This is a genomic window from Crossiella sp. CA198, from assembly GCF_052078295.1.
GTDB lineage: Bacteria > Actinomycetota > Actinomycetes > Mycobacteriales > Pseudonocardiaceae > Crossiella.
Window position 1 is genome coordinate 1 of sequence record NZ_JBQJIM010000052.1, and the last position, 19,432, is coordinate 19,432.

16 protein-coding genes are annotated in these 19,432 nt (G+C 71.4%); 5 read left to right on the plus strand and 11 right to left on the minus strand.

What is annotated here, in order from left to right; genetic code table 11:
• Window positions 1-123: 123 nt before the first annotated feature.
• Together ACTOWY_RS43520 and ACTOWY_RS43525 are read right to left on the minus strand one after the other, a co-directional pair.
• Window positions 124-879: an SDR family NAD(P)-dependent oxidoreductase gene (locus ACTOWY_RS43520; RefSeq protein WP_441315459.1), complete on the minus strand. Its 756-nt coding sequence runs from the start codon at window positions 877-879 to the stop codon at window positions 124-126.
• A gap of 20 nt (window positions 880-899) precedes the next feature.
• On the minus strand, window positions 900-1,862 hold the full coding sequence (locus ACTOWY_RS43525) for an aldo/keto reductase (RefSeq protein ID WP_247765932.1): 963 nt from the start codon (window positions 1,860-1,862) through the stop codon (window positions 900-902).
• 168 nt (window positions 1,863-2,030) lie between these two features.
• On the opposite strand from ACTOWY_RS43525, the gene ACTOWY_RS43530 reads away from it, so the two are divergent.
• The 3 genes from ACTOWY_RS43530 to ACTOWY_RS43540 are packed head-to-tail and all read left to right on the plus strand — an operon-like array spanning window position 2,031 to window position 5,954.
• Window positions 2,031-3,329: a UDP-glucose dehydrogenase family protein gene (locus tag ACTOWY_RS43530; protein WP_441315460.1), complete on the plus strand. Its 1,299-nt coding sequence runs from the start codon at window positions 2,031-2,033 to the stop codon at window positions 3,327-3,329.
• 50 nt (window positions 3,330-3,379) lie between these two features.
• Window positions 3,380-4,165, plus strand: coding sequence for a siderophore-interacting protein (locus ACTOWY_RS43535; protein ID WP_441315461.1), 786 nt, complete (start codon window positions 3,380-3,382; stop codon window positions 4,163-4,165).
• A gap of 10 nt (window positions 4,166-4,175) precedes the next feature.
• Window positions 4,176-5,954: a gamma-glutamyltransferase family protein gene (locus ACTOWY_RS43540; RefSeq protein WP_441315462.1), complete on the plus strand. Its 1,779-nt coding sequence runs from the start codon at window positions 4,176-4,178 to the stop codon at window positions 5,952-5,954.
• On the opposite strand, the gene ACTOWY_RS43545 is transcribed toward ACTOWY_RS43540, so the two are convergent.
• Genes ACTOWY_RS43545 through ACTOWY_RS43565 form a run of 5 tightly spaced genes read right to left on the minus strand, consistent with a single transcriptional unit; the run spans window position 5,877 to window position 10,583 of the window.
• Window positions 5,877-7,082, minus strand: coding sequence for a glycerate kinase family protein (locus tag ACTOWY_RS43545; RefSeq protein WP_441315463.1), 1,206 nt, complete (start codon window positions 7,080-7,082; stop codon window positions 5,877-5,879). The two genes, ACTOWY_RS43540 and ACTOWY_RS43545, sit on opposite strands and share 78 nt — an antisense overlap.
• Window positions 7,083-7,084: 2 nt before the next feature.
• On the minus strand, window positions 7,085-8,554 hold the full coding sequence (locus tag ACTOWY_RS43550) for an SLC13 family permease (protein ID WP_441315464.1): 1,470 nt from the start codon (window positions 8,552-8,554) through the stop codon (window positions 7,085-7,087).
• A gap of 43 nt (window positions 8,555-8,597) precedes the next feature.
• Entirely contained in the window at window positions 8,598-8,954 is a 357-nt protein-coding gene (locus tag ACTOWY_RS43555; protein WP_441315465.1) for a DoxX family protein, read from the minus strand.
• Between the two features lie 19 nt (window positions 8,955-8,973).
• The gene (locus ACTOWY_RS43560) at window positions 8,974-9,729 is read right to left on the minus strand and encodes an SDR family oxidoreductase (protein ID WP_441315466.1); all 756 of its coding nucleotides are present in this window, start codon (window positions 9,727-9,729) and stop codon (window positions 8,974-8,976) included.
• Window positions 9,726-10,583, minus strand: a complete 858-nt coding sequence (locus ACTOWY_RS43565) for an NAD(P)-binding domain-containing protein (protein WP_441315467.1) — start codon at window positions 10,581-10,583, stop codon at window positions 9,726-9,728. Before ACTOWY_RS43565 ends, ACTOWY_RS43560 begins: the two co-directional genes overlap by 4 nt.
• Before the next feature lie 84 nt (window positions 10,584-10,667).
• Between ACTOWY_RS43565 and ACTOWY_RS43570 the strand changes: the two genes are divergently transcribed.
• Complete coding sequence (locus ACTOWY_RS43570) at window positions 10,668-13,550, plus strand: BTAD domain-containing putative transcriptional regulator (protein WP_441315468.1); 2,883 nt, start codon at window positions 10,668-10,670, stop codon at window positions 13,548-13,550.
• Here the strand turns inward: ACTOWY_RS43570 and ACTOWY_RS43575 are convergent.
• Window positions 13,531-14,943 carry an alpha-amylase gene (locus tag ACTOWY_RS43575; protein WP_441315469.1) on the minus strand — a complete coding sequence of 471 codons (1,413 nt, stop codon included), beginning with the start codon at window positions 14,941-14,943 and terminating at the stop codon, window positions 13,531-13,533. The two genes, ACTOWY_RS43570 and ACTOWY_RS43575, sit on opposite strands and share 20 nt — an antisense overlap.
• Window positions 14,944-15,116: 173 nt before the next feature.
• On the opposite strand from ACTOWY_RS43575, the gene ACTOWY_RS43580 reads away from it, so the two are divergent.
• On the plus strand, window positions 15,117-17,057 hold the full coding sequence (locus ACTOWY_RS43580) for a multicopper oxidase family protein (protein WP_441315470.1): 1,941 nt from the start codon (window positions 15,117-15,119) through the stop codon (window positions 17,055-17,057).
• Here the strand turns inward: ACTOWY_RS43580 and ACTOWY_RS43585 are convergent, their stop codons facing one another.
• Genes ACTOWY_RS43585 through ACTOWY_RS43595 form a run of 3 tightly spaced genes read right to left on the minus strand, consistent with a single transcriptional unit; the run spans window position 17,058 to window position 19,415 of the window.
• Window positions 17,058-17,720 (minus strand): response regulator transcription factor, encoded by a 663-nt coding sequence (locus tag ACTOWY_RS43585; RefSeq protein ID WP_441315471.1) that lies wholly within the window; start codon window positions 17,718-17,720, stop codon window positions 17,058-17,060.
• Window positions 17,705-19,141, minus strand: a complete 1,437-nt coding sequence (locus ACTOWY_RS43590; protein ID WP_441315472.1) for a sensor histidine kinase — start codon at window positions 19,139-19,141, stop codon at window positions 17,705-17,707. Before ACTOWY_RS43590 ends, ACTOWY_RS43585 begins: the two co-directional genes overlap by 16 nt.
• Window positions 19,134-19,415: a hypothetical protein gene (locus ACTOWY_RS43595; RefSeq protein ID WP_441315473.1), complete on the minus strand. Its 282-nt coding sequence runs from the start codon at window positions 19,413-19,415 to the stop codon at window positions 19,134-19,136. Before ACTOWY_RS43595 ends, ACTOWY_RS43590 begins: the two co-directional genes overlap by 8 nt.
• Window positions 19,416-19,432: the final 17 nt, after the last annotated feature.

Sequence of the window (19,432 nt, forward strand, 5' to 3'; positions counted from 1 at the left end):
TGGTTGTCCAACGGAGTTCCTGCCGACAGTGATCTTGGTCGATTTCTGTTCTAGCAGGGACTCCGTTGGCTGTTTCACCAGGCTTGACAACCAGCCCCAAACACTAACTACGCGGCATTGGCGTTAGCGGGGCGCCATCCGCAGCGAGCCGTCCATCCGGATGACCTCGCCGTTGAGGTAGTCGTGCTCGACGATCATGAGTGCGAGCTGGGCGTACTCCGCGGGCGTGCCAAGGCGCTTGGGGAAGGGCACCCCGGCGGACAGGCCCGCGCGGAACTCCTCGGTGACCCCGGCCAGCATCGGGGTGTCGATGATGCCGGGCGCGATGGTCATCACCCGGATGCCGAAGGTGGCCAGGTCCCTGGCCGCGGACAGGGTCAGGCCGACCACCCCGCCCTTGGAGGCGGCGTAGGCGATCTGGCCGATCTGCCCGTCGAAGGCGGCCACCGAGGCGGTGTTGACCACCACGCCGCGCTGCCCGTCCACGGCATCGGTCTTGGCCATCGCGGCCGCGGCCAGCCGCAGCACGTTGAAGGTGCCGATCAGGTTGATCTCCACGACCTTGCGGAACAGGTCGTAGTCGTGCGGCTCGCCCTGCTTGTTGACGATCCGGCCTGCCCAGCCGACGCCGGCGCAGTTGACCACGGTGCGCAGCGGCGCGAACGCGGCGGCCTGTTCCACGGCGGCCTGGACCTGCGCCGCGTCGGTGACGTCGGCAGGCACGTAGGTGACGCCGTCGACCGCCTCGGCCTTCTCGATGCCCTGCGGCAGGTCCAGTGCGAAGACGTGGGCACCCTTGGCGGCCAGTGCGCGGCTGGTGGCCCCGCCGAGGCCGGACGCGCCACCGGTGACGATGGCAGCGGTGTCGGTGATCTGCATGCCGGGTAGGTTAGCCGTCGTTAACGTCGTCCTGGCGGGCAGATGGCGTCGATCTCAGTGAGGTCGGCCGCAGTGGGCGACCATTCCGCGGCGGTGGCGTTCTGCGCGACCTGTTCCGCGCTGGTCGCGCCGGCGATCACCGAGGCCACCGCTGGCTGCGCGGCCAGCCAGCCGATGGCCAGTTCCACCAGGCTCAGGTCCCGCTCCTCGGCGAAGCGGCGCAGCCGGTCGATCCGGTCCCACGGCGCGTCCGCGAGCAGCCGGTCCCGCCCGGCCAGCCGACTGCCTTCCGGTGGCTTGGTGTCCCGCTCGTACTTGCCGGTGAGCAGGCCGTTGGCCAGCGGGAAGTAGGGCAGCAGGCCCAGGCCGAAGCGCAGGCAGGCCGGGATGATCTCGCGTTCGGACTCGCGTTCCAGCAGCGAGTAGTGGTTCTCCGCGGACACCGGCGCGGTCAGGTTCGCGGTGCTCGCGCTCCAGGCCGCGTCCGCGATCTGCCAGCCGGCCAGGTTGCAGTGCCCGACGTAGCGGATCTTGCCCTCGTGTACCAGGTCGTCCAGCACCGACAGCGTCTCCTCCAGCGGAGTCTGCTGGTCCGGCCGGTGCAGCTGGTAGACGTCGATCCAGTCGGTGCCCAGCCGCCGCAGCGAGGACTCCACCGCGCGCCGGACGTAGCGCCGGGAGCCGCGAGCGCCGAAGTCCGGCCCGTTGCCGCCCTGCATGTCCATGCCGAATTTGGTCGCGATCACCGCGTGCTCGCGGCGGCCGGAGAGGGCCTGTCCGAGCAGCTCCTCGCTGCGCCCGCGCGGGGCGCCGTAGACGTCGGCGACGTCGAAGAAGGTGATGCCCGCCTCCAGCGCGGCATCGACAACCGACCTGGAACCGGCCAGCGTCTCGGTGGCGGTCCCCGGCCGCCCGAGGTTGTTGCAGCCGAGCCCGACCGCGCTGACCACCAGCCCAGAATCACCCAACCGTCGTTGGTCCACGAGCGTGCACCCTACGTGTTGGGTGATGCCTCAGTCACTCCCCGTTCACCTTCGTGACCGGAGCCACCGACCGGTTGGCTGGCTATCCCCGCCTGGCGGTGTCAGGATGCGGCCGAACGGGGCAAGTCAGCCCGACGACAAAAGACCAACCCAACGCGGGGGTGGAGTGTGTTCGCACGGCGAATCGTCGTCGTCGGCTCCGGATACGTGGGCCTGACCACCGGCGCCTGTCTCGCGTCGCTGGGCCACAAGGTCATCTGCGCCGATGTGGACGCCGCCAAGGTGACCCGGCTCAAGGCGGGCGAGGTCACCATCCTGGAGCCGCGGCTGGCCGAGCTGGTCGCCGAGGGCCTGGCCGCCGGGCGGCTGGAGTTCGTGCTCGGCGCGCGGCACGCGGTGGCCGATGCCGAGGTGGTCTTCCTGTGCGTGCCCACGCCGATGGGCTCGGGCGGCGCGGCGGACCTGGCCGCGGTGGAGTCGGTGATCGCCGAGGTGCGTGCGCTGCTGCCCAGCGGTTGCGTGGTGGTCAACAAGTCGACGGTGCCGGTGGGCACCGCGGCCAGGGTGCACGAGCTGCTGGACCGGGCCGATGTGGCCGTGGTCAGCAACCCGGAGTTCCTGCGCGAGGGCACCGCGGTGCACGACTTCCTCAACCCGGACCGGATCGTGGTCGGCTCCAGCGCCCAGGACGCGGCCGAGCGGGTGGCCGCGCTCTACGCCAAGCTCGGCGCGCCGACGGTGTTCACCGACGCGCCCAGCGCGGAGATGGTCAAGTACGCGGCCAACTGCTTCCTGGCGATGAAGCTGTCCTACGTCAACGCGATGGCCGAGCTGTGCGAACGGCTGGGCGCCGATGTCGGCGATGTCACCGAGGGCATGGGCTACGACCGCCGGATCGGCCAGTCCTTCCTGCAGCCCGGTCCCGGCTGGGGCGGCTCCTGCCTGCCCAAGGACACCCACGCGCTGGTCCAGGTGGCCGAGGCGGTGGACTTCGACTTCATGCTGCTGCGTGCCTCCATCGACACCAACACCCGGCAGCGGGACCGGATGGTGGACAAGATCAGGGACGCGGTCGGCGGCGTGCTGGACGGCGTACGGCTGGCCGTGCTGGGCCTGGCGTTCAAGGCGGGCACCAACGACCTGCGGGACTCACCCGCGCTGGCGGTGGCGGAGAAGCTGCGGGCCGAGGGCGCCGAGCTGGTCGCCTTCGACCCTGGCATCCCGGCCGCGGTGCCGGGGATGACCGATGCGGTGCGGGTGGTCAGCGATCCGTACCAGGCGGCCGAGGGCGCGCTGGGCCTGGTGCTGCTCACCGAGTGGCCGGAGTTCCGCACCCTGGACTGGCCGCGGGTGGCCGGGCTGCTGGCCGGGAAGGCCGTGGTGGACACCAGGAATCTGCTGGACGCGGATGTGGTCCGGCGGGCCGGACTGGCTTGGCACGGGGTGGGTCGTAGCCCAGTTGCGTGACGCATGTCACGCCCGACTGCGGCGTCCGGGTGAGCAGGTTAGCCTTACCTATGCTCGCAGAGGAAAAGGAGCGACCCGCCCTGCTGGCGGAGGTCTCCCAGGTGCGTCGCCCCAGCCCAGGGCTGGCCAGGGTGACGCTCGCCGCCCCGGAACTGGACCGCTTCGGCTACGACGGTCCTGATCATCTGGTGCGCACCTTCTTCCCCGCCTCCGGCCAGGACGCCCCGGTGCTGCCCAGCACGCCGGACTGGTGGACCGAGGTGCAGAGCATGCCCGAGGAGATCCGGCCGGTGGTGCGCAACTACACCGTGCGCCGCTACGACCCGGAACGCCGTGAGCTGGACATCGACTTCGTGCTGCACGGTGAAACCGGACCGGCCGCACGCTGGGCCAACCGGGCCGAAGCCGGGCAGCTGATCGGCCTGCGCAGCGAACGCTCCGGGTACCAGCCGACCCCGGGCGCGGACTGGCAGCTGATCATCGGCGACGAGACCGCGCTGCCCGCGATCGGCGCGATCGTGGAGTCCATGCCCGCGGGCACCAGGGCCAAGGTCTTCGTGGAGATCGCCAATGACGCCGAGGAACAGGGCTTCGACACCGCGGCCGACGTGGAGCTGAATTGGCTGCACCGGGCCGGGCAGCACGCAGGCACCAGTGACATCGTGGCCCGCACACTGCGCGCGGCCGACCTGCCCGGCGGCGAGGTCTACGCCTGGGTGGCCGGGGAGTCCGGCATGGTCACCGCGGTCCGGCGGCACCTGGTGCGCGACCGGGGCGTGCCCAAGGAATCGATCTACTTCTGCGGTTACTGGAAGCATTCGGCGCCCACTTACTAGGTTCAGAGGCGTGTTCACCACGCGGCCGGAACTCATCGGCACCCACGGCATGGTCGCCTCCACGCACTGGCTGGCCTCCGCGGCCGGGATGGCGGTGCTGGAGGACGGCGGCAACGCCTTTGACGCGGCGGTGGCCGCCGGGTTCACCCTTCAGGTGGTGGAGCCACATCTGAACGGTCCCGGCGGCGAGGTCCCGGCGATCTTCGCGACCGCGGGTGGGCAGCCACAGGTGCTGTGCGGTCAGGGTGTCGCGCCTGCTGGGGCGACACTGACGCACTACCGCGGTCTTGGCTTGGAGCTGGTGCCCGGCACCGGCTTGCTCGCCGCGACCATTCCTGGCGCGTGGGACGGCTGGCTGTTGCTGCTGCGGGACCACGGCACCTGGACGCTGCGGCAGGTCCTGGACTACGCGATCGGCTACGCGCGCAACGGGTTTCCGGTGGTGGAGCGGATCACCGCGACCATCGAGGTGGTGGAGCGGCTCTTTCGCGAGCACTGGCCCACCTCGGCCGCGCAGTGGCTGCCCGCGGCCCGGCCCGGCGCCCGGCTGCGCAATCCGGCGCTGGCCGACACGCTGGAACGCTTGCTCGCTGAAGCCGAAGCCGTTGGCTTGGATCGTGAAGCGCAGATCGAAGCGGCAAGACGAGCCTGGTACCAGGGCTTTGTCGCCGAGGAGATCGATCGCTTCGCTCGGCAGGCCTTCCGTGACGATTCAGGACGAAGCCACGCCGGGGTGCTGACCGCGGCCGACCTGGCCGGGTGGTCGGCGAGCTACGAGACTCCCATCAGCGTTGATCTCGCCGGTGGGTGGACGCTGCACAAGATCGGGCGGTGGAGTCAGGGACCGGTGCTGGCCCAGCAACTCCGGCTGCTCGACAGTGCTGATCTGTCCTATGTGGACGGTGTGGCCGGCGCGGACACCGTGCATCAGGCGGTGGAGGCGGCGAAGCTCGCTTTCGCGGACCGGGAAGCCTGGTACGGCGACAGCGCGGACGTGCCGCTGGATCGCTTGCTCTCCACGGAGTACGCGGTGCAGCGTCGGGCGCTGATCGGCGAGACCGCGTCGCTGGAGCTTCGCCCGGGGCTGGACGGCAGGCTGCCCGCGTTCGTGGCGCAGGGCCGGGGGATCGGCAACACCGCGGGGGAGATGGACACCGCGATGGGCGTTGGCGAGCCCACGGTCGCCCGCACCGGGCTGACCAGGGGCGACACCGTGCACGTCGATGTGGTGGACCGCTGGGGCAACCTGATCTCGGCCACTCCGTCCGGCGGCTGGCTGCAGTCCTCACCGCACATCCCGGCGCTGGGCTTCAACCTGGGCACCAGGGCGCAGATGTTCTGGCTGGATGAAGGCCACCCCAATGTGCTGGCCCCCGGTAAGCGACCACGCATCACGCTGACCCCTTCACTTGCCAGCAGACACGGCGAGCCAGTGCTGGCCTTCGGCACCCCCGGTGGCGACCAGCAGGACCAGTGGCAGCTCTGCTTCTGGCTGGCGCACACCAGGGCCGGGCTGAACCTGCAGGAAGCCATCGACGCCCCGGCCTGGCACTCCACCGCGTTCCCTGCCTCCTTCTACCCGCGCAACTGGCAGCCCGGCGAGCTGGTCGCCGAATCCCGGCTGGGTGCGGCGACCTTCGCCGAACTGGCCCGGCGCGGGCACTCGGTGCTCGACGCCGGGCCGTGGGCACTGGGCCGGTTGTCCGCGGTGTCACGAGATCCGGACACCGGCCTGCTCCGCGGGGCCGCCAACGCCCGTGGCGCCCAGGGGTACGCGGTCGGTCGCTAGCGCCGCGCCGACGAGCACCAGACGCAGGGTGCGCTCGGTGGCGTCGGTGAGCAGTTCGGCGGCCCGGTCGATGGCCTCGGCCAGCGGCACCGGAGCGGCCAGGATGCCCGCGTAGGCGTCGATGCCGATGTCGTAGTTGCGCCTGGCGCCCTTGCCGATGGTTCCGGCCAGCGCGATCACCGGCTTGCCGAATCGCTTGGCCCGCCGGGCCACCTCGGACGGGATCTTGCCGCGCGGGGTCTGGAAGTCGATCGCGCCCTCGGCGGTGATCACCAGGTCGGCGGCGGCCAGCCTGCGGTCCAGGTCCAGGTGTTCCAGCAGCACGTCGAAGCGCGGCAGCAGTTCCGCGCCGAGCACACCGGCGAGCCCTGCGCCCAGGCCACCGGAGGCGCCGCCGCCGGGGGCGGTGGCCAGGTCGCGGCCGAACTTCTCCTGCAGCACCACGGCCCAGCGATCCAGGGCGGCGGCGAGTCTTTCCACATCAGCGGGCGTGGCTCCCTTCTGCGGGCCGAAGACCCTGGCCACGCCCTGGTCGCCGCAGAGCACGTTGTGCGGGTTGCAGGCCAGCGTGATGCGCACATCGGCGAGCCTGCGGTCCAGGCCGGTCACGTCGATGTCCTTCACCTCGGCCAGCGCGTCACCGCCCCGGCCCAGCTCCACGCCGTCGCCGTCGAGCAGCCGCGCGCCCAGTGCCTGCAACGCGCCGGCGCCGCCGTCGCAGGTGCCGGAATCACCGCAGCCGACCAGGATCCGCTCGCATCCGGTGTCCAGCGCGGCCTTGATCAGCTCGCCGACACCGTAGGTCGTGGTGGCCCCTGGCTGCCGCAGATTCGCGGGCACCAGGCGCAGTCCGGCCGCGGCGGCCATCTCCACCACCGCGGTCCTGCCGATCACCGCGAGATGCGCGCGCACCGGCTTGCCGACCGGGCCGGTCACGGTGCGCGGGATCAGTTCTCCGCCACCGGCGGCGGCCAGCGTGCGGGCCGAGCCCTCCCCACCATCCACCAGCGGCACCGGGTCGACGATCGCGCCCGGCACCACCCGGCGGATCCCGGCGGTGATGGCAGCCGCGACGGCCTCCGCGTCCAGGCTTTCCTTGAACCCACTGGGAGCGACGACAAAACGCATGACTACCTCCAGTTCAGGCCGAGCAACGGCCACACCGAGAGCGCGAAGAACAGGACCAGTCCGGCGGTGAGCGGACCGAGGAACAGCGACAGGCGCAGCAGGTCCGCGCGGCCGTAGGTGGGGGTGCCGTCCAGGTGCGCGAACATGGCCACCGGCTTGGCCGAGGAGGACAGCGTGTGGCAGAAGCCCGCTGCCGCGGTGGAGGCGAAGGCCACCGCCACCGGGTTGAGGCCGAGCGCGAGCGCGGCCGGGATCACCAGTGGCACCAGCACCGAGGACCGGGCCGAGCGGGACTGGATGACCAGGTGCGCGGCGGTGCTGACCAGCACGACCAGCACCAGGAATATGACTGGGCGCTGCACCGGTCCGAGCAGGGCGGTGGCCAGCCAGGTGGCCGCGCCGGAGGAGATCAGCGCCGCGCCCAGCGCCGCGGTGGCCGCCATGAACACCAGCAGCGACCAGGGCACCCCGGCCAGCGCCTTGTTCAGCTGCACCGTGCCGAATCGCGGTGAGCTGATCAGCAGCGCGCCGATCAGCGCCACCACCGCGGGCGAGACACCGTGCAGTGGTTCGCTCGCCCAGGCCAGCGAGACGCCTGCCAGCAGCAACGCGGCCCGGCGCTCCGGCTTCGACAAGCCTTTGGGCGGCCGGATCTCGGTCAGGTCCAGGGTGAATCCGCCGCGGCGATCCCGGCGCCGGGTGAACAGGAACAGCACCAGCTCGGCCGCCAAATGCGAGCTGACCACGGCCAGCGGCAGGCCGAGCAGCAGCCACTGCCCGAACCCGATGCCGGACCCGGTCGCCGCGGTGAGCAGCTGGCTGGTCACCAGGTGCGCCCCTGCACCCATCAGGGTGGCCACCGCGGACAGCAGGATCACCGTGGGGAACAGGATCGCCAGCGCCCGCACCACTCGTGGCCGCTCGCGCAGCGTCCCGGCCAGCGCCACGAACACCGGCACCGCCAGCGCGGCCCGCCCGGAGGTCGCCGGGATGGCGAACGCGCTGAGCAGCAGCGCCGCGGTGACCAGGTGCGCCAGGCCACGCACCGACCGGGCCCGCCTGATCAGCGCCACCGCCACCCTGGTCGGCAACCCACTCGCGCCCACCCCCGCGGCCAGCACGAACGCGGCGATCAGCAGCCAGCTGGTCTCACCGCCCAGGGTGGCGAAGAGCTGATCGCCGCTGAGCACCCCGAGCAACACCAGCACCAGCGCGGCGGCCAGTGCGACGTAGGTGTCGTCGATCCGGGTCAGCGTCCAGGCGGCCACCGCTGCGGTGAACACCAGCAGCGTGACCTGCCCCGGCAGCGACAACCCGGTCCCGCCGAAGTGCAGTGCCCCGGCCAGCCCGCCCAGCGCGAGCACCGCCAGCAGCAGCGGCCACCAGCGCCTGCGACGACGCAACGGCGTGGTGGCCGCTTCGGCCAGTGGGACCCGCTGCCAGGGCGGGGCGAGTTCGAGGGTGCCGGACATGTGGACCAGCCTGTGCCGCTGAGCTGAGCCGTTCGTGAGTCGTTCATGAAACGACTCTCATCCAGCGGCCCCAGGCCACCGCGGCCACCAGCAGCAGGGTCACGCCAGGGAACACCGCGGCCACCGGCCCACCGGCGACGACCCCCAGGATCACGGCGCCGATCAGCAGCGCGATCAGGCCGAGTGCGGCCCACCTGGTCAGCGCGGGGATCAGGATGCCGATCCCGCCCGCCAGTTCACACAGGCCGACGAAGACCACCATGCCCCCGCCCAGGCCCATCGCCGCGAAGCCCGCGACCACCGTGGGGTCGCCGGTGAGCTTGGCGTAGGCGCCGAAGAGGAACAGGGCGGCGATCAGGACCTGGGCGATCCAGAGCGCGATGTCGCGGTTCTTGGTCATGCCCCCTGGTCGGAGCCGGTCACGTCTTCTCTACATGGCCGAGCCCGCCGTCCGCGGCCAGCACGATCCCGGTGCTGAAGGTCGCGGTGAAGGCCAGGAACAGCACCGCCGCCGCGATCTCCTCGGCGCTGCCGTGCCTGCCCATCGGCGTCACCGCGTTGCCCGCGTCCAGGTTGGCCGCCTGCTCGGCCGCGGTCATGGTGGCGAAACCCATGGTCGGGGTCAGGGTGAAGCCGGGGCTGACCGTGTTCACCCGGATTCCGCGCGGCAGCAGTTCGGCGGCCAGCGACTGGGCCAGTGCCTGCACCGCGGCCTTGGCCATGGTGGCCACACTGCTGTCCGGCCAGCCCATGCCGACCAGCACCGCGCCGGTGAACACCAGCGCACCGCCCGGCGCGATCAGCGGGGCCAGGCGTTGCGCGGTGAAGAAGGCGCCCTTGGCGTTGATGTCGAGCATCCGGTCGTAGGCCGCTTCGGTGACCGAGGCGAGTGGGCCGGTCTCGGCGTAGCCGTGGTTGACGAACACCAGGTCGACCGGGCCGAGGGTGCGTTCAACCAGGTCGCCGAGGGCGGCGATGTCGGCGAGGCTGGCCGCGTCCGAGCGCACCACGTGCGCGGCCCGCCCGGCCAGTTCGGTGCGGGCGGCCTCGATGTTGCGTTCGTCGCGGCCGGTCAGCACCACCTCCGCGCCGCCGTCGAGCAGCGCCTTGACCACGGCCAGGCCGATGCCGTGGGTGCCGCCGGTGACCACCGCTTTCTTACCCGCGTAGGTCACTTGAGCAGCTCCATGACCGAGTTCACGCTGACCGAGCCGTCGGTGGTGGCCAGCTTGCGGGCGATGAGGGTGTGGAAGGGGGCCAGCAGATCGGCGGAGATGCCCTGCTGCCAGCTCGCGGTGATGATGTTGTCCAGACCGTCCTTGTTGACCTGCAGGCTGGACTCCTCGCCGAGGAACTCGCCCTTGTCGATCTCCGCGGCCATCGAGGGCAGCACCGCGGCCATCGCGGTCACCCAGGGCACGACCAGCTCGGTGATCTCCACCGCGGGCACGCCCTCTGTGCCGGCCAGCGCGATCGCGTGGAAGGCCCCGGCGAAGGTGCCGTACATGCCGCTGAGCAGCGCGAGGTCGTAGAGCGAGGCCAGTCCCGGGTCGGCGCCGAGGAACTTGGCCGGGCCGAGCAGGGCCAGCAGCTCCCGGTGCGCCTGGAAGGTCTCGGTCGCGCCGCTGTAGAACAGCAGCGCGCTGGGCTGGCCGATCATCTCCGGGATCGCCATGATCCCGCCGTCCACATAGGACGCGCCGCGGTCGGTGACGATCTTGGCGGCCTCCCTGGCCTGGCGCGGGGTGCCATTGGTGAGGTTGACGATCGCCTTGCCGCGCAGGTCGGCGCCGTCCAGTCGGGCCAGCACGGTGTCGTAGACGGACAGGCAGATCACCGTGACCTCGGCGGCGGCGACCGCCTCGGCCACCGTGGCGGCCACGGACGCGCCCTGGGCGGCCAGCGGTCCGGCCTTGCTCGCGGTGCGGTTCCACACCGTGGTGGGGTGGCCCGCGGCCAGGAAGGCGGCGGCCAGGGCGGTGCCCATGTTGCCGAGGCCGAGCACCGCGACGCTGGTGGGGTTGGTCATTCCGGTCCTTTCGTCGATGTGCCGTCACCGTGCCGGGTCGCGCTCTCGGTCTTCTCTCGATCAGCTCGCGGGTTACCGTGAGCCGTGCGTTTCGGGGTGCTGGGTCCGCTGGCGGTGTGGACGGCGGACGGCACGCCGCTGCGGGTGCCCGAGGCCAAGGTCCGCGCCCTGCTGGCGGTGCTGCTCGTGCACGCGGGCCGGGTGGTCTCGGCGGACCGGCTGGTCGAGGACCTGTGGGGCGAGCGGCCACCGACGAATCCGGCCGCGGCGGTGCAGCACAAGGTCTGGCAGCTGCGGCGGGCGATCGGCGCGGAGCTGGTCGAGTCCCGCCCGCCCGGTTACCTGCTGCGGGTCGAACCGGGAGCGCTGGACGCGGACCGGTTCACCGGCCTGCTCGACCGCGGTGACCCGGCCGGTGCGCTGGCGTTGTGGCGCGGGCCGGTGCTGGCCGATTTCCCGGACGCCGGATTCGCCCGCGGTTACGCGGACCGGCTCGCCGAGGCCCGGCTGACCGCGATCGAGGATCTGGCGCAGGCCCGGCTGAGCGCGGGGGAGCCGGTGCTGGCCGAGTTGACCCCGCTGGTGCGCGAACACCCGCTGCGGGAACGGCTGCGCGCCCTGCACCTGCGCGCTCTCTACCTGGCCGGTCGCCAGGCCGAGGCGCTGACCAGCTACGCCGAACTACGCGAACGGCTGGCCGAGGAACTGGGCGCCGACCCCGGCCCCGAGCTGGCCGCGGTGCACCAGGCGATCCTGCGCCAGGACCCCGGACTCACCCGCCGTGGCAACCTGCCTGCCCCGCTCACCGGCCTGATCGGCCGGGACACCGACCGCGCCGAGGTCAGCGCGTTGCTGCGATCGGCGCGGCTGGTCACGCTGACCGGGCCGGGTGGGGTCGGCAAGACCACCCTGGCCTTGGCCACCGCCGCTACTGAGTCCTTTGTGGACGGTGTGTGGCTGGTCGAGCTGGCCGGGCACGGACCCGCGGTCGAGGAGGCGGTCAGCGTGGCACTCGGCGTGCGCGAGGACGTGCCCAGCGCGGACCGGCTGCTGGACGCGGTGCGCGGCAAGCGGATGCTGCTGGTGCTGGACAACTGCGAGCACGTGCTCGAATCCGCCGCCGCGCTCGCCCAGCGGCTGCTGCGTGCCGCCCCGGACCTGCGCATCCTGGCCACCAGCCGGGAAGCGCTCGGCCTGGCCGGGGAAACCCAGCACCTGGTTCAGCCTTTGGCCACCGAGCACGCGGTGGAACTTTTCGCCGCCCGCGCGCCCGGCTTCCGACTCACCCCGGACAACACCGGCACGGTGGCCGCGATCTGCGCCCGGCTGGACGGCCTGCCGCTGGCAGTGGAACTGGCCGCCACCCGGGTCCGGGTGCTCGGCGTTGATGAACTCGCCGCCCGGCTGGACGACCGGTTCCGGCTGCTCAACACCGGTCACCGCGGCGCACCGACCCGCCAGCGCACGCTGCGCGCGATGATCGACTGGAGCTGGGAGCTGCTCACCGCGGCCGAACGCCTGGTGCTGAGCCGGCTGGCCGTGCACGCCGAGGGCTGCACGCTGGCCGCCGCCGAGGCGGTGTGCGCGGGTGACGGCGTGCGCCCGGAGGAGGTCCTGGACCTGCTGTCCCGGCTGGTCGACCGGTCCCTTGTCACCGGCGGGCCACGCTACCGGCTGCTCGAATCCGTGGCCGCCTACTGCCTGGAGAAACTGGCCGAATCCGGTGAGCTGGACGCGGTCCGGCAGCGGCACCGGAGCTACTACCTCGCGCTGGCCGAACAGGCCGAGCTGCACGGGCCGGGCCAGCGCTGCTGGCTGGACGGGCTGGACCGGGAAACCGCCAACCTGCACCGCGCCCTGGCCGGTGCGCAGGCCGATCTGGCGCTGCGGCTCACCGACGCGCTGGCCTGGTACTGGTTCCTGCGTGGCCGCTTCACCGAGGCCGTCCGCGCCTTCGACCTCGCGCTCAGCGCGTCCGGCGGAGACCAGGTAAGGCGCAGGCGGATCCAGTCCTGGCGCACTGGATTCCAGTCGCTCGCGGGCGTTCCGCAATCCAATCTGTCCACTTCGGACAGTCGAACCACCTGGTTTCTCGGGTACGCCATGCTCGGCAAGGGCGAACCCGCGATCAGCGAAGGCCTCATCGCGACCGCCCTGGCCGAGTTCGAGGCCACCGGCGACCACTGGGGCCAGGCCGCCGCGCTCAGCACCCGCGCCGCCCAGGCGTTGCTGCAGGGCGAACTGGCCGCGATGCGCCGGGACGCCACCCGCAGCGCCGAACTGTTCGCCCAGCTCGGCGACCACTGGGGTCAGGCGCAGGCCACCGGCGAACTCGCCCAGTTGGCCGAGATCACCGGCGACTACCCGGCCGCCGCCCGGCTGCACCGCGAGGGCCTGCGCTCGGCCGAGGAACTGGGCCTGTGGACCGCGGTCACCGCCAAACTGGCCGGACTCGGCCGGATCGCCCTGCTCACCGGTGACCTGGCCGAAGCCGCCGACCTGCACCAGCGCGCGCTCGAAGTCGCGGTGCGGCACGGCAACACGGCGGGGGAGCAGTTCGCCGAGGTCGGCCTCGGTCTGCTGGCCCGTCGTCAGGGCCGCCTGGACGAGGCCGAGGCGCACCTGCGGCGCTGGGTCGACTGGTGCCGCGAGGTCGACGGCGGCCCCGGCCTGGCCCTGATCCTCACCGAACTCGGCTTCATCGCCGAACAACGCGGCGACCTCGCGTCCGCACTCGCCCTGCACACCGAAAGCCACCAGCTGGCCCAGAAAATCGGCGACCCGCGGGCCATCGCGCTCACCGAGGAAGGCCTGGCCGGGGCGCACGCGGCCACCGATCCGGAGCTGGCCGCGACCCTGCTCGGCCGGGCCGCCGCGACCAGGGCCGCGCTCGGCGCGCCGCTGCCGCAGGCCGAACGCGGTGACGTGGAGCGCATCGAGCGCATCATCAGGGCAGCTTCGCGTTGACGTGCAAGGCGATCCCGTCCTGTGCGGCCACCTCAGCGCGGAACCAGCCGCCGCCGTCCACCGTGTACACCGGCCCGCTGCACGAACCACCGCTGAAGTTGCCGTGCACCACATCGCAGTACCGGCCGGCGGGCAGCCCGGTCTGGAACGAGCGCCCGGTCACCGGCCCCTCGTCGTTGAGCACCAGGTAACCCTTGTCCCCGCGGCCGAACCCGATCACGTCGTTCCCGTTGTCCCACCAGTTGTTCACGCCGGTGCCGCGCACCGCGTTGCGGAACCCGACCAGGTTCGCGATCACCTGCCAGCGGTGTTCGCACCGCCAGCGGTCGGTGAAACACACGCTGTCCCTGGTGCGCCCGGACGCCTCCGCGGGCGGGCCCTCGTCCTTGGTGCCGAACTCGTAGCTGCTCATCAGCTTCGGCGACCCGTACGGCCAGGCCAGCATGAACGCGTTGGCCAGCGCGTATCGCGCGTTGTCCCGGTAGGTCAGCACCCCGGAGCCGCGCTGGGTGTCGTGGTTGTCGGTGAAGACCACCGCACTGCCACTGGGCAGGGTGGAGCCGAAGGTGCGCAGGTAGGACAGCTTCTCCTGGTTGAAGATCCGGGCCAGGTCCTCGCCGTAGTGGAACTCCAGCAGATCCCCGTTGCCCGCGTACTGCTCCGGCCGGATCGGCTCACCCGCGCCAGGGATCACCTCCTGGTACAGGTAGGCGGGCCGGGACAGCCGGGCCTTGATCGCGGCGATGTCCCCGGGCGGCATGTGCTTGGCCGCGTCGATCCGGAATCCGTCCACGCCCAGTGCCAGCAGCTTGTTCAGGTACCCCGCGATCCGGTCCCGCACGTAGTCCGAGCCGGATTTCAGGTCGGCCAGGTTCACCAGTTCGCAGAACTGCACCTCGTAGGCGTCCCGGTAGTTCTGGATGTCGTCGTTGCCGTTGCGGCCGCAGTGGTTGAAGTCCTGGTGCTGGTAGATCCCCGGGTAGTCGTAGTGCCCGAACCGGGAGCCGCCACTGCCGGTGCCACCGTTGTCCTGCCCGGACATGTGGTTGATCACCGCGTCCGCGTACACCTTGACCCCGGCCGCGTGACAGGCGTCCACCATGGCCTTGAACTCGGACTCGTTGCCGCGCCGGGTGTTCAGCCCGTAGCTCACCGGCTGGTAGTCCTGCCACCACGGGAATCCGTTGACCACCACGTGTTCCTGCGGTGGCGAGACCTGCACCCCGCCGAACCCGCGCGGTCCGAGGTAGTCCCGGCATTCCCGCGCCACCGAGTTCCAGTTCCAGGAGAACAGGTGCACGAGCACGTCCTTGTTGCCCGGCGGCGCGGCCTGGGCCGTCGGGGTCAGCAACGCGCCCAGCAGGACGCAGACAAGCAGCACACAGCGACGCATGGTGACCTCTCAACGCTGAAAGGGCAGGGGTCTTGATCGTGGCAGCGGCTCGGGGTGACCACTAGGGGCACGGTGGGGATTTCCCCGTAAGCGCCTCGACGTACGGCGCGATGTCGCTCCCAGGCGGACGATTTCCGCTGGTCAGATGCGCACCATCAAGCACCGTGTACGCCTTGGGATTCCTGCTTGAGTTCACCACTTCGCTGCTGCTGTTGCCCCCGCTGCTGCTGTGGGCCCGCGCCGTGCGACGGCTCCCGGACGCGCGGAACTGGCGCCGCACCGCCCGCGCGGCCCGCCGCCGCTACTACTACGTGCTCGCGCTGCTGGCGCTGAAACTGCTGCCAGCGGCCCTGCTGCTCGGCCACGGCCTGGCCTTCGGCATCCGCCCGCTGCGCACCCTGGTCCTGCTCGGAGTGCCGATGATCATGGCGGCCCGCAGCACGCTGCCGGTGCTCAACCAGGCGATCCGCGCGGTCGAACCCACCCCGGACCTGCGGCTCGCGGTCACCGCACCGAGTGTGGTGCTGCCCGCCCGGCTGGCCGCGGTCAGCGGGGGACTGCTGGTGGTGCTGAACCTGGTGGTGCAGGAGACGATCACGCTCTGGCTCACCGGACTGGCGTTCGCGCTGGTCGCGTTGGTGGTGGTGATCGACGTCAACCAGCGCCACCGGCGGCTGACCGGGCAGGTCGGCACCATCCGCTGGTCGCCGTGGGCCCGGCTGGCCGCCCCGCTGGTGCTGGTGGTCGCGGCCGCAGGCTGCGGCGCGGTGGGCAGCACCATGTCCGCCTTCCCGGACCGGCTGTCCATGAACACCCACACCCACCACGGTGCGAGCACCGGTCCTGCCCGCAGCGTCAAGGACCTCATCGGCGGCCCGTACTCCGGGCCAGTCCGCCGGTTCACCGTGGCCGCCGACGAAACCCGTATCCCGCTGGCCTCCGGGCAGGTTGTCGACGCCTGGACCTTCGGCGGCACCCTGCCCGGCCTGCCGCTGCGGGTGAAACAGGGCGAGACCATCGAGCTGAAGCTGGTCAACCGGCTCGAAGCCACCCCGACCACCATCCACTGGCACGGCGTGGACGTGCCCAACGCGATGGACGGCGTCGCCGGGGTCACCCAGGACGCGGTCAAACCCGGCGGCGAGTTCACCTACCGGTTCCGCGCCGAGAAGCCCGGCACCTACTGGTACCACTCGCACCAGGTGGCCAACGAGCAGGTCACCCGCGGTCTGTTCGGCTCGCTGGTGATCGAGCCCGCCGCCGGGCCGGTCGCCGAGATCGACGAAACCCTGCTGGTGCACCACTGGAACGACCGCCTGGATGTGCGCAAGGCCGAGCCCGGCCGCCGGGTGCGGCTGCGCGTGGTCAACGCCAACTCCGGCACCGAACGCCTCACCTTCGCCGGCGCCCCGTTCCGGGTGGCCGCGGTGGACGGCCAGGACCTCAACGAACCCGGCGAGATCAGCGACCGGTCCATCACCCTCGGCGGTGGCGGCCGCGCCGACCTGGACTTCACCATGCCCGCGCACCCGGTGCGCATCGGCGGTCCCGGCACCCGCAGCGCACTGGTGCTCAGCCCGGACGGAGTGTCCACAGTGGACCAACCGAAACACGCGCCCGAACTGGACCTGAGCGGCTACGGCAAGCACAAGGCCACCGCGTTCGGCCCGGATTCGGCCTACACCAAGCACTTCACCGTCGACCTGGACCAGGGCGTCGGCTTCCACGCCGGTCGCCCCGGCTTCCTGTGGACGGTGGACGGCCGGGTGTTCCCGGACGCGCCGATGCTGATGGTCCGCGAGGGCGACCTGGTCCGGATGACCTTCCGCAACAAGGGCATGAACGACCACCCCATGCACCTGCACGGCCACCACGTGCTCGCGCTGAGCCGCGACGGCGCCCCGTTCACCGGCAGTCCATTGTGGCTGGACACCGTGCTGGTGCGTCCCGGCGAAACGTGGGAGGTCGCGTTCAAGGCGGACAACCCCGGCATCTGGATGGACCACTGCCACGACTTGCTGCACGCCAGCAACGGGATGACGCTGCACCTGGGCTACGAGGGTGTCCGCACCCCGTTCACCGTGGGCAGCGCCACCGGCAACAAGCCGGAGTAGCTAGTCACCCAGCCGGTAGCCCATGCCACGCACGGTGTGGATGCACTCCGCGCCCAGCTTGCGACGCAACGCTCGTACGTACACATCCACCACGTTCGAGCCAGGATCGAAGTCGTAACCCCACACGTGCGAGAGGATCTGCTCGCGGGTGAGCACCTGTCCCGGATGCCGCAGGAACAGCTCCAGCAGCGAGAACTCCCGCGCGGTCAGGTCCACCGTCCGGCCCTGGATCTGTGCCCGCCGGGTGCGCAGGTCCAGCGAAAGCTCGTCCTGACGCAACACGGTGACCTCCGGCGCCCGCTCCGGGGTGCGCAACCGCAACCGCACCCTGGCCAGCAACTCCTCGAACCGGAATGGCTTGGTCATGTAGTCATCGGCGCCACCCTCCAGGCCGGCCACGGTGTCGTGCACCGAGTCCCGCGCGGTCAGGATGATCACCGGCGTGGTCACCCGCGCCTGCCGCAACGCGTGCAGCACCGCGAACCCGTCCCGGCCGGGCAACCCGAGGTCCAGCACCACCAGGTCGAAGTCCCCGGTCAGCGCGTAGTCCAGCGCGGTATTGCCGTCGCCGACCGTGCTGGTGCTGAACCCGTTGGCCCGCAACCCCTTCTCCACGAACGAGGCGATCCGCTGCTCGTCCTCGGCAATCAGGATCCGCCCCACGACGCCTCCCCATCCACGGCCACCAACGGCAGCTCGACACCGAAGGTCGCCCCCGACCCCGGTTCGGACAACACCCGCACCACCCCGTGATGCGCCTCCGCGATCGCCTTCACGATCGCCAGACCCAGCCCGGCGCCACTGCGGTCACTCCGGCCAGAACCACCCCGCGCGAACCGGTCGAAAATCGCCGCCCGGTCCGCCTCCGCGATGCCCGGCCCCGAATCGGTGACCCAGAACGACACGTTCTCCCCGTGCACCGCCGACCCCAGCCGGATCTCGTCACCCTCGGCCGTGTGCTGCACCGCGTTCTGCGCCAACTGCACCACCGCCTGGGTGACCCGGTGCGCGTCCAGCACCACTTCTTCCTCGGCCATCGACTCCAGCACCCAGCGCCGCGGCGCCAGCGCCCGCACCTTGGCGTCGATATCGCTGGTCAGCTCGGGCAGGGAGACCGGGGCCGGTCGCAGGAAGTCCGGCCGCTCCGCCTTGGCCAGCAACAACAGGTCCTGCACGATCCGGTTCATTCGGTCCAGCTCATCGGTGCACAACCGCACCACCTCGGCCCGCTCCCGCGGATCATCACCCATCAGCTCCAGATGCCCGGACACGATCGTGATCGGCGTCCGCAACTCGTGACTGGCATCGTCGAGGAACTGCCGCTGCGTCCGGAACGCCTGATCCAGCCGGTCCAGCATCGCGTTGAACTGCTCGGCCAGCGCGGCGATGTCGTCCTTGCCGTGCACCGGGATCCGCCGGGTCAGGTCATGCTCGGTGATCGCCGCCGCGGCCTGCCGCACCGTCCGGATCGGCGCCAGGATCCGCCCGGCCACCACCCAGGACACCCCGGCCGCCAACAGGAACCCGATCACCGACACCAGTAACAACAAGCGGATCGTCTGGTCCGCCCCGGCCCGCACCCGGTCCACGAAGAACGCGGTGACGAACGCGGCCCGGTGCGGCCCGGCCGCGGCCAGTTTCACCTTGGCCCAGCGCAACTCGCCCGCGGCGGTCGGCACTGACCCGAAGCTCTCCGGCGCGTCCACGATCCCGCGCAACAACGGCTCATCCGCGGCCAGGTTCACCGGCGACTCGCCCTGCCTGGTCGTCAGCACGGACCCGTCGGCCTTGACCACCACACCCAGATGCACCTCATTGGGCTCGGGGTACTGGTTGTTGTACAGGTGCGCTTCGAGCAGCCTGTCCCCGTCGGTGATCGTCCGGCCGGGTCGCGGATCCCGCCCGAGCTTGGCGAACTCGACGAACTCCTTGGTCTCCTGCTCCAGCCCCCGGTTCACCCGGTTCTCCACATCGGAGGTCAGCAGCCGCCACACCGCGACCACCACCACAGCGAGCACCAGCGCCATGAACGCGAGCAGCCAGCCCATGATCTGCACCCGCGCGGGCACCCCGGGCCTAGCCATCGTCGTCATCGTCATCGTCGTCATCCGGTGGTGGCGGCGGCACCACACTCGTGCGCGGCGGCGGTGGCTGGGTCGTCGGCGGTCCCGAGGGGGGCGGACCCGAGGTCGGTGGGGGCGGACCGGTGGTCGGCAGGTACGCGGGCACGCTCACCGAGATCTCAGGCTGCTCGATATTCGGCGGCTGCACCCCGCCCACCAGCGTGAACACCGCCAGCGCCGCGCCGACCACCGCGGCAGCCACCGCAGCGGCCACCCCGATCCCCGACCACCTCATGCCACCACCCTCTCCCA

Coding starts and splice junctions, on each gene's coding strand:
- ACTOWY_RS43555 (WP_441315465.1), bottom strand. CDS start 8,954: ATGACCAAGAACCGCGACATCGCGCTCTGGATCGCCCAGGTCCTGATC.
- ACTOWY_RS43535 (WP_441315461.1), top strand. CDS start 3,380: ATGCTCGCAGAGGAAAAGGAGCGACCCGCCCTGCTGGCGGAGGTCTCC.
- ACTOWY_RS43590 (WP_441315472.1), bottom strand. CDS start 19,141: ATGGCTAGGCCCGGGGTGCCCGCGCGGGTGCAGATCATGGGCTGGCTG.
- ACTOWY_RS43550 (WP_441315464.1), bottom strand. CDS start 8,554: ATGTCCGGCACCCTCGAACTCGCCCCGCCCTGGCAGCGGGTCCCACTG.
- ACTOWY_RS43575 (WP_441315469.1), bottom strand. CDS start 14,943: ATGCGTCGCTGTGTGCTGCTTGTCTGCGTCCTGCTGGGCGCGTTGCTG.
- ACTOWY_RS43520 (WP_441315459.1), bottom strand. CDS start 879: ATGCAGATCACCGACACCGCTGCCATCGTCACCGGTGGCGCGTCCGGC.
- ACTOWY_RS43595 (WP_441315473.1), bottom strand. CDS start 19,415: ATGAGGTGGTCGGGGATCGGGGTGGCCGCTGCGGTGGCTGCCGCGGTG.
- ACTOWY_RS43545 (WP_441315463.1), bottom strand. CDS start 7,082: ATGCGTTTTGTCGTCGCTCCCAGTGGGTTCAAGGAAAGCCTGGACGCG.
- ACTOWY_RS43565 (WP_441315467.1), bottom strand. CDS start 10,583: ATGACCAACCCCACCAGCGTCGCGGTGCTCGGCCTCGGCAACATGGGC.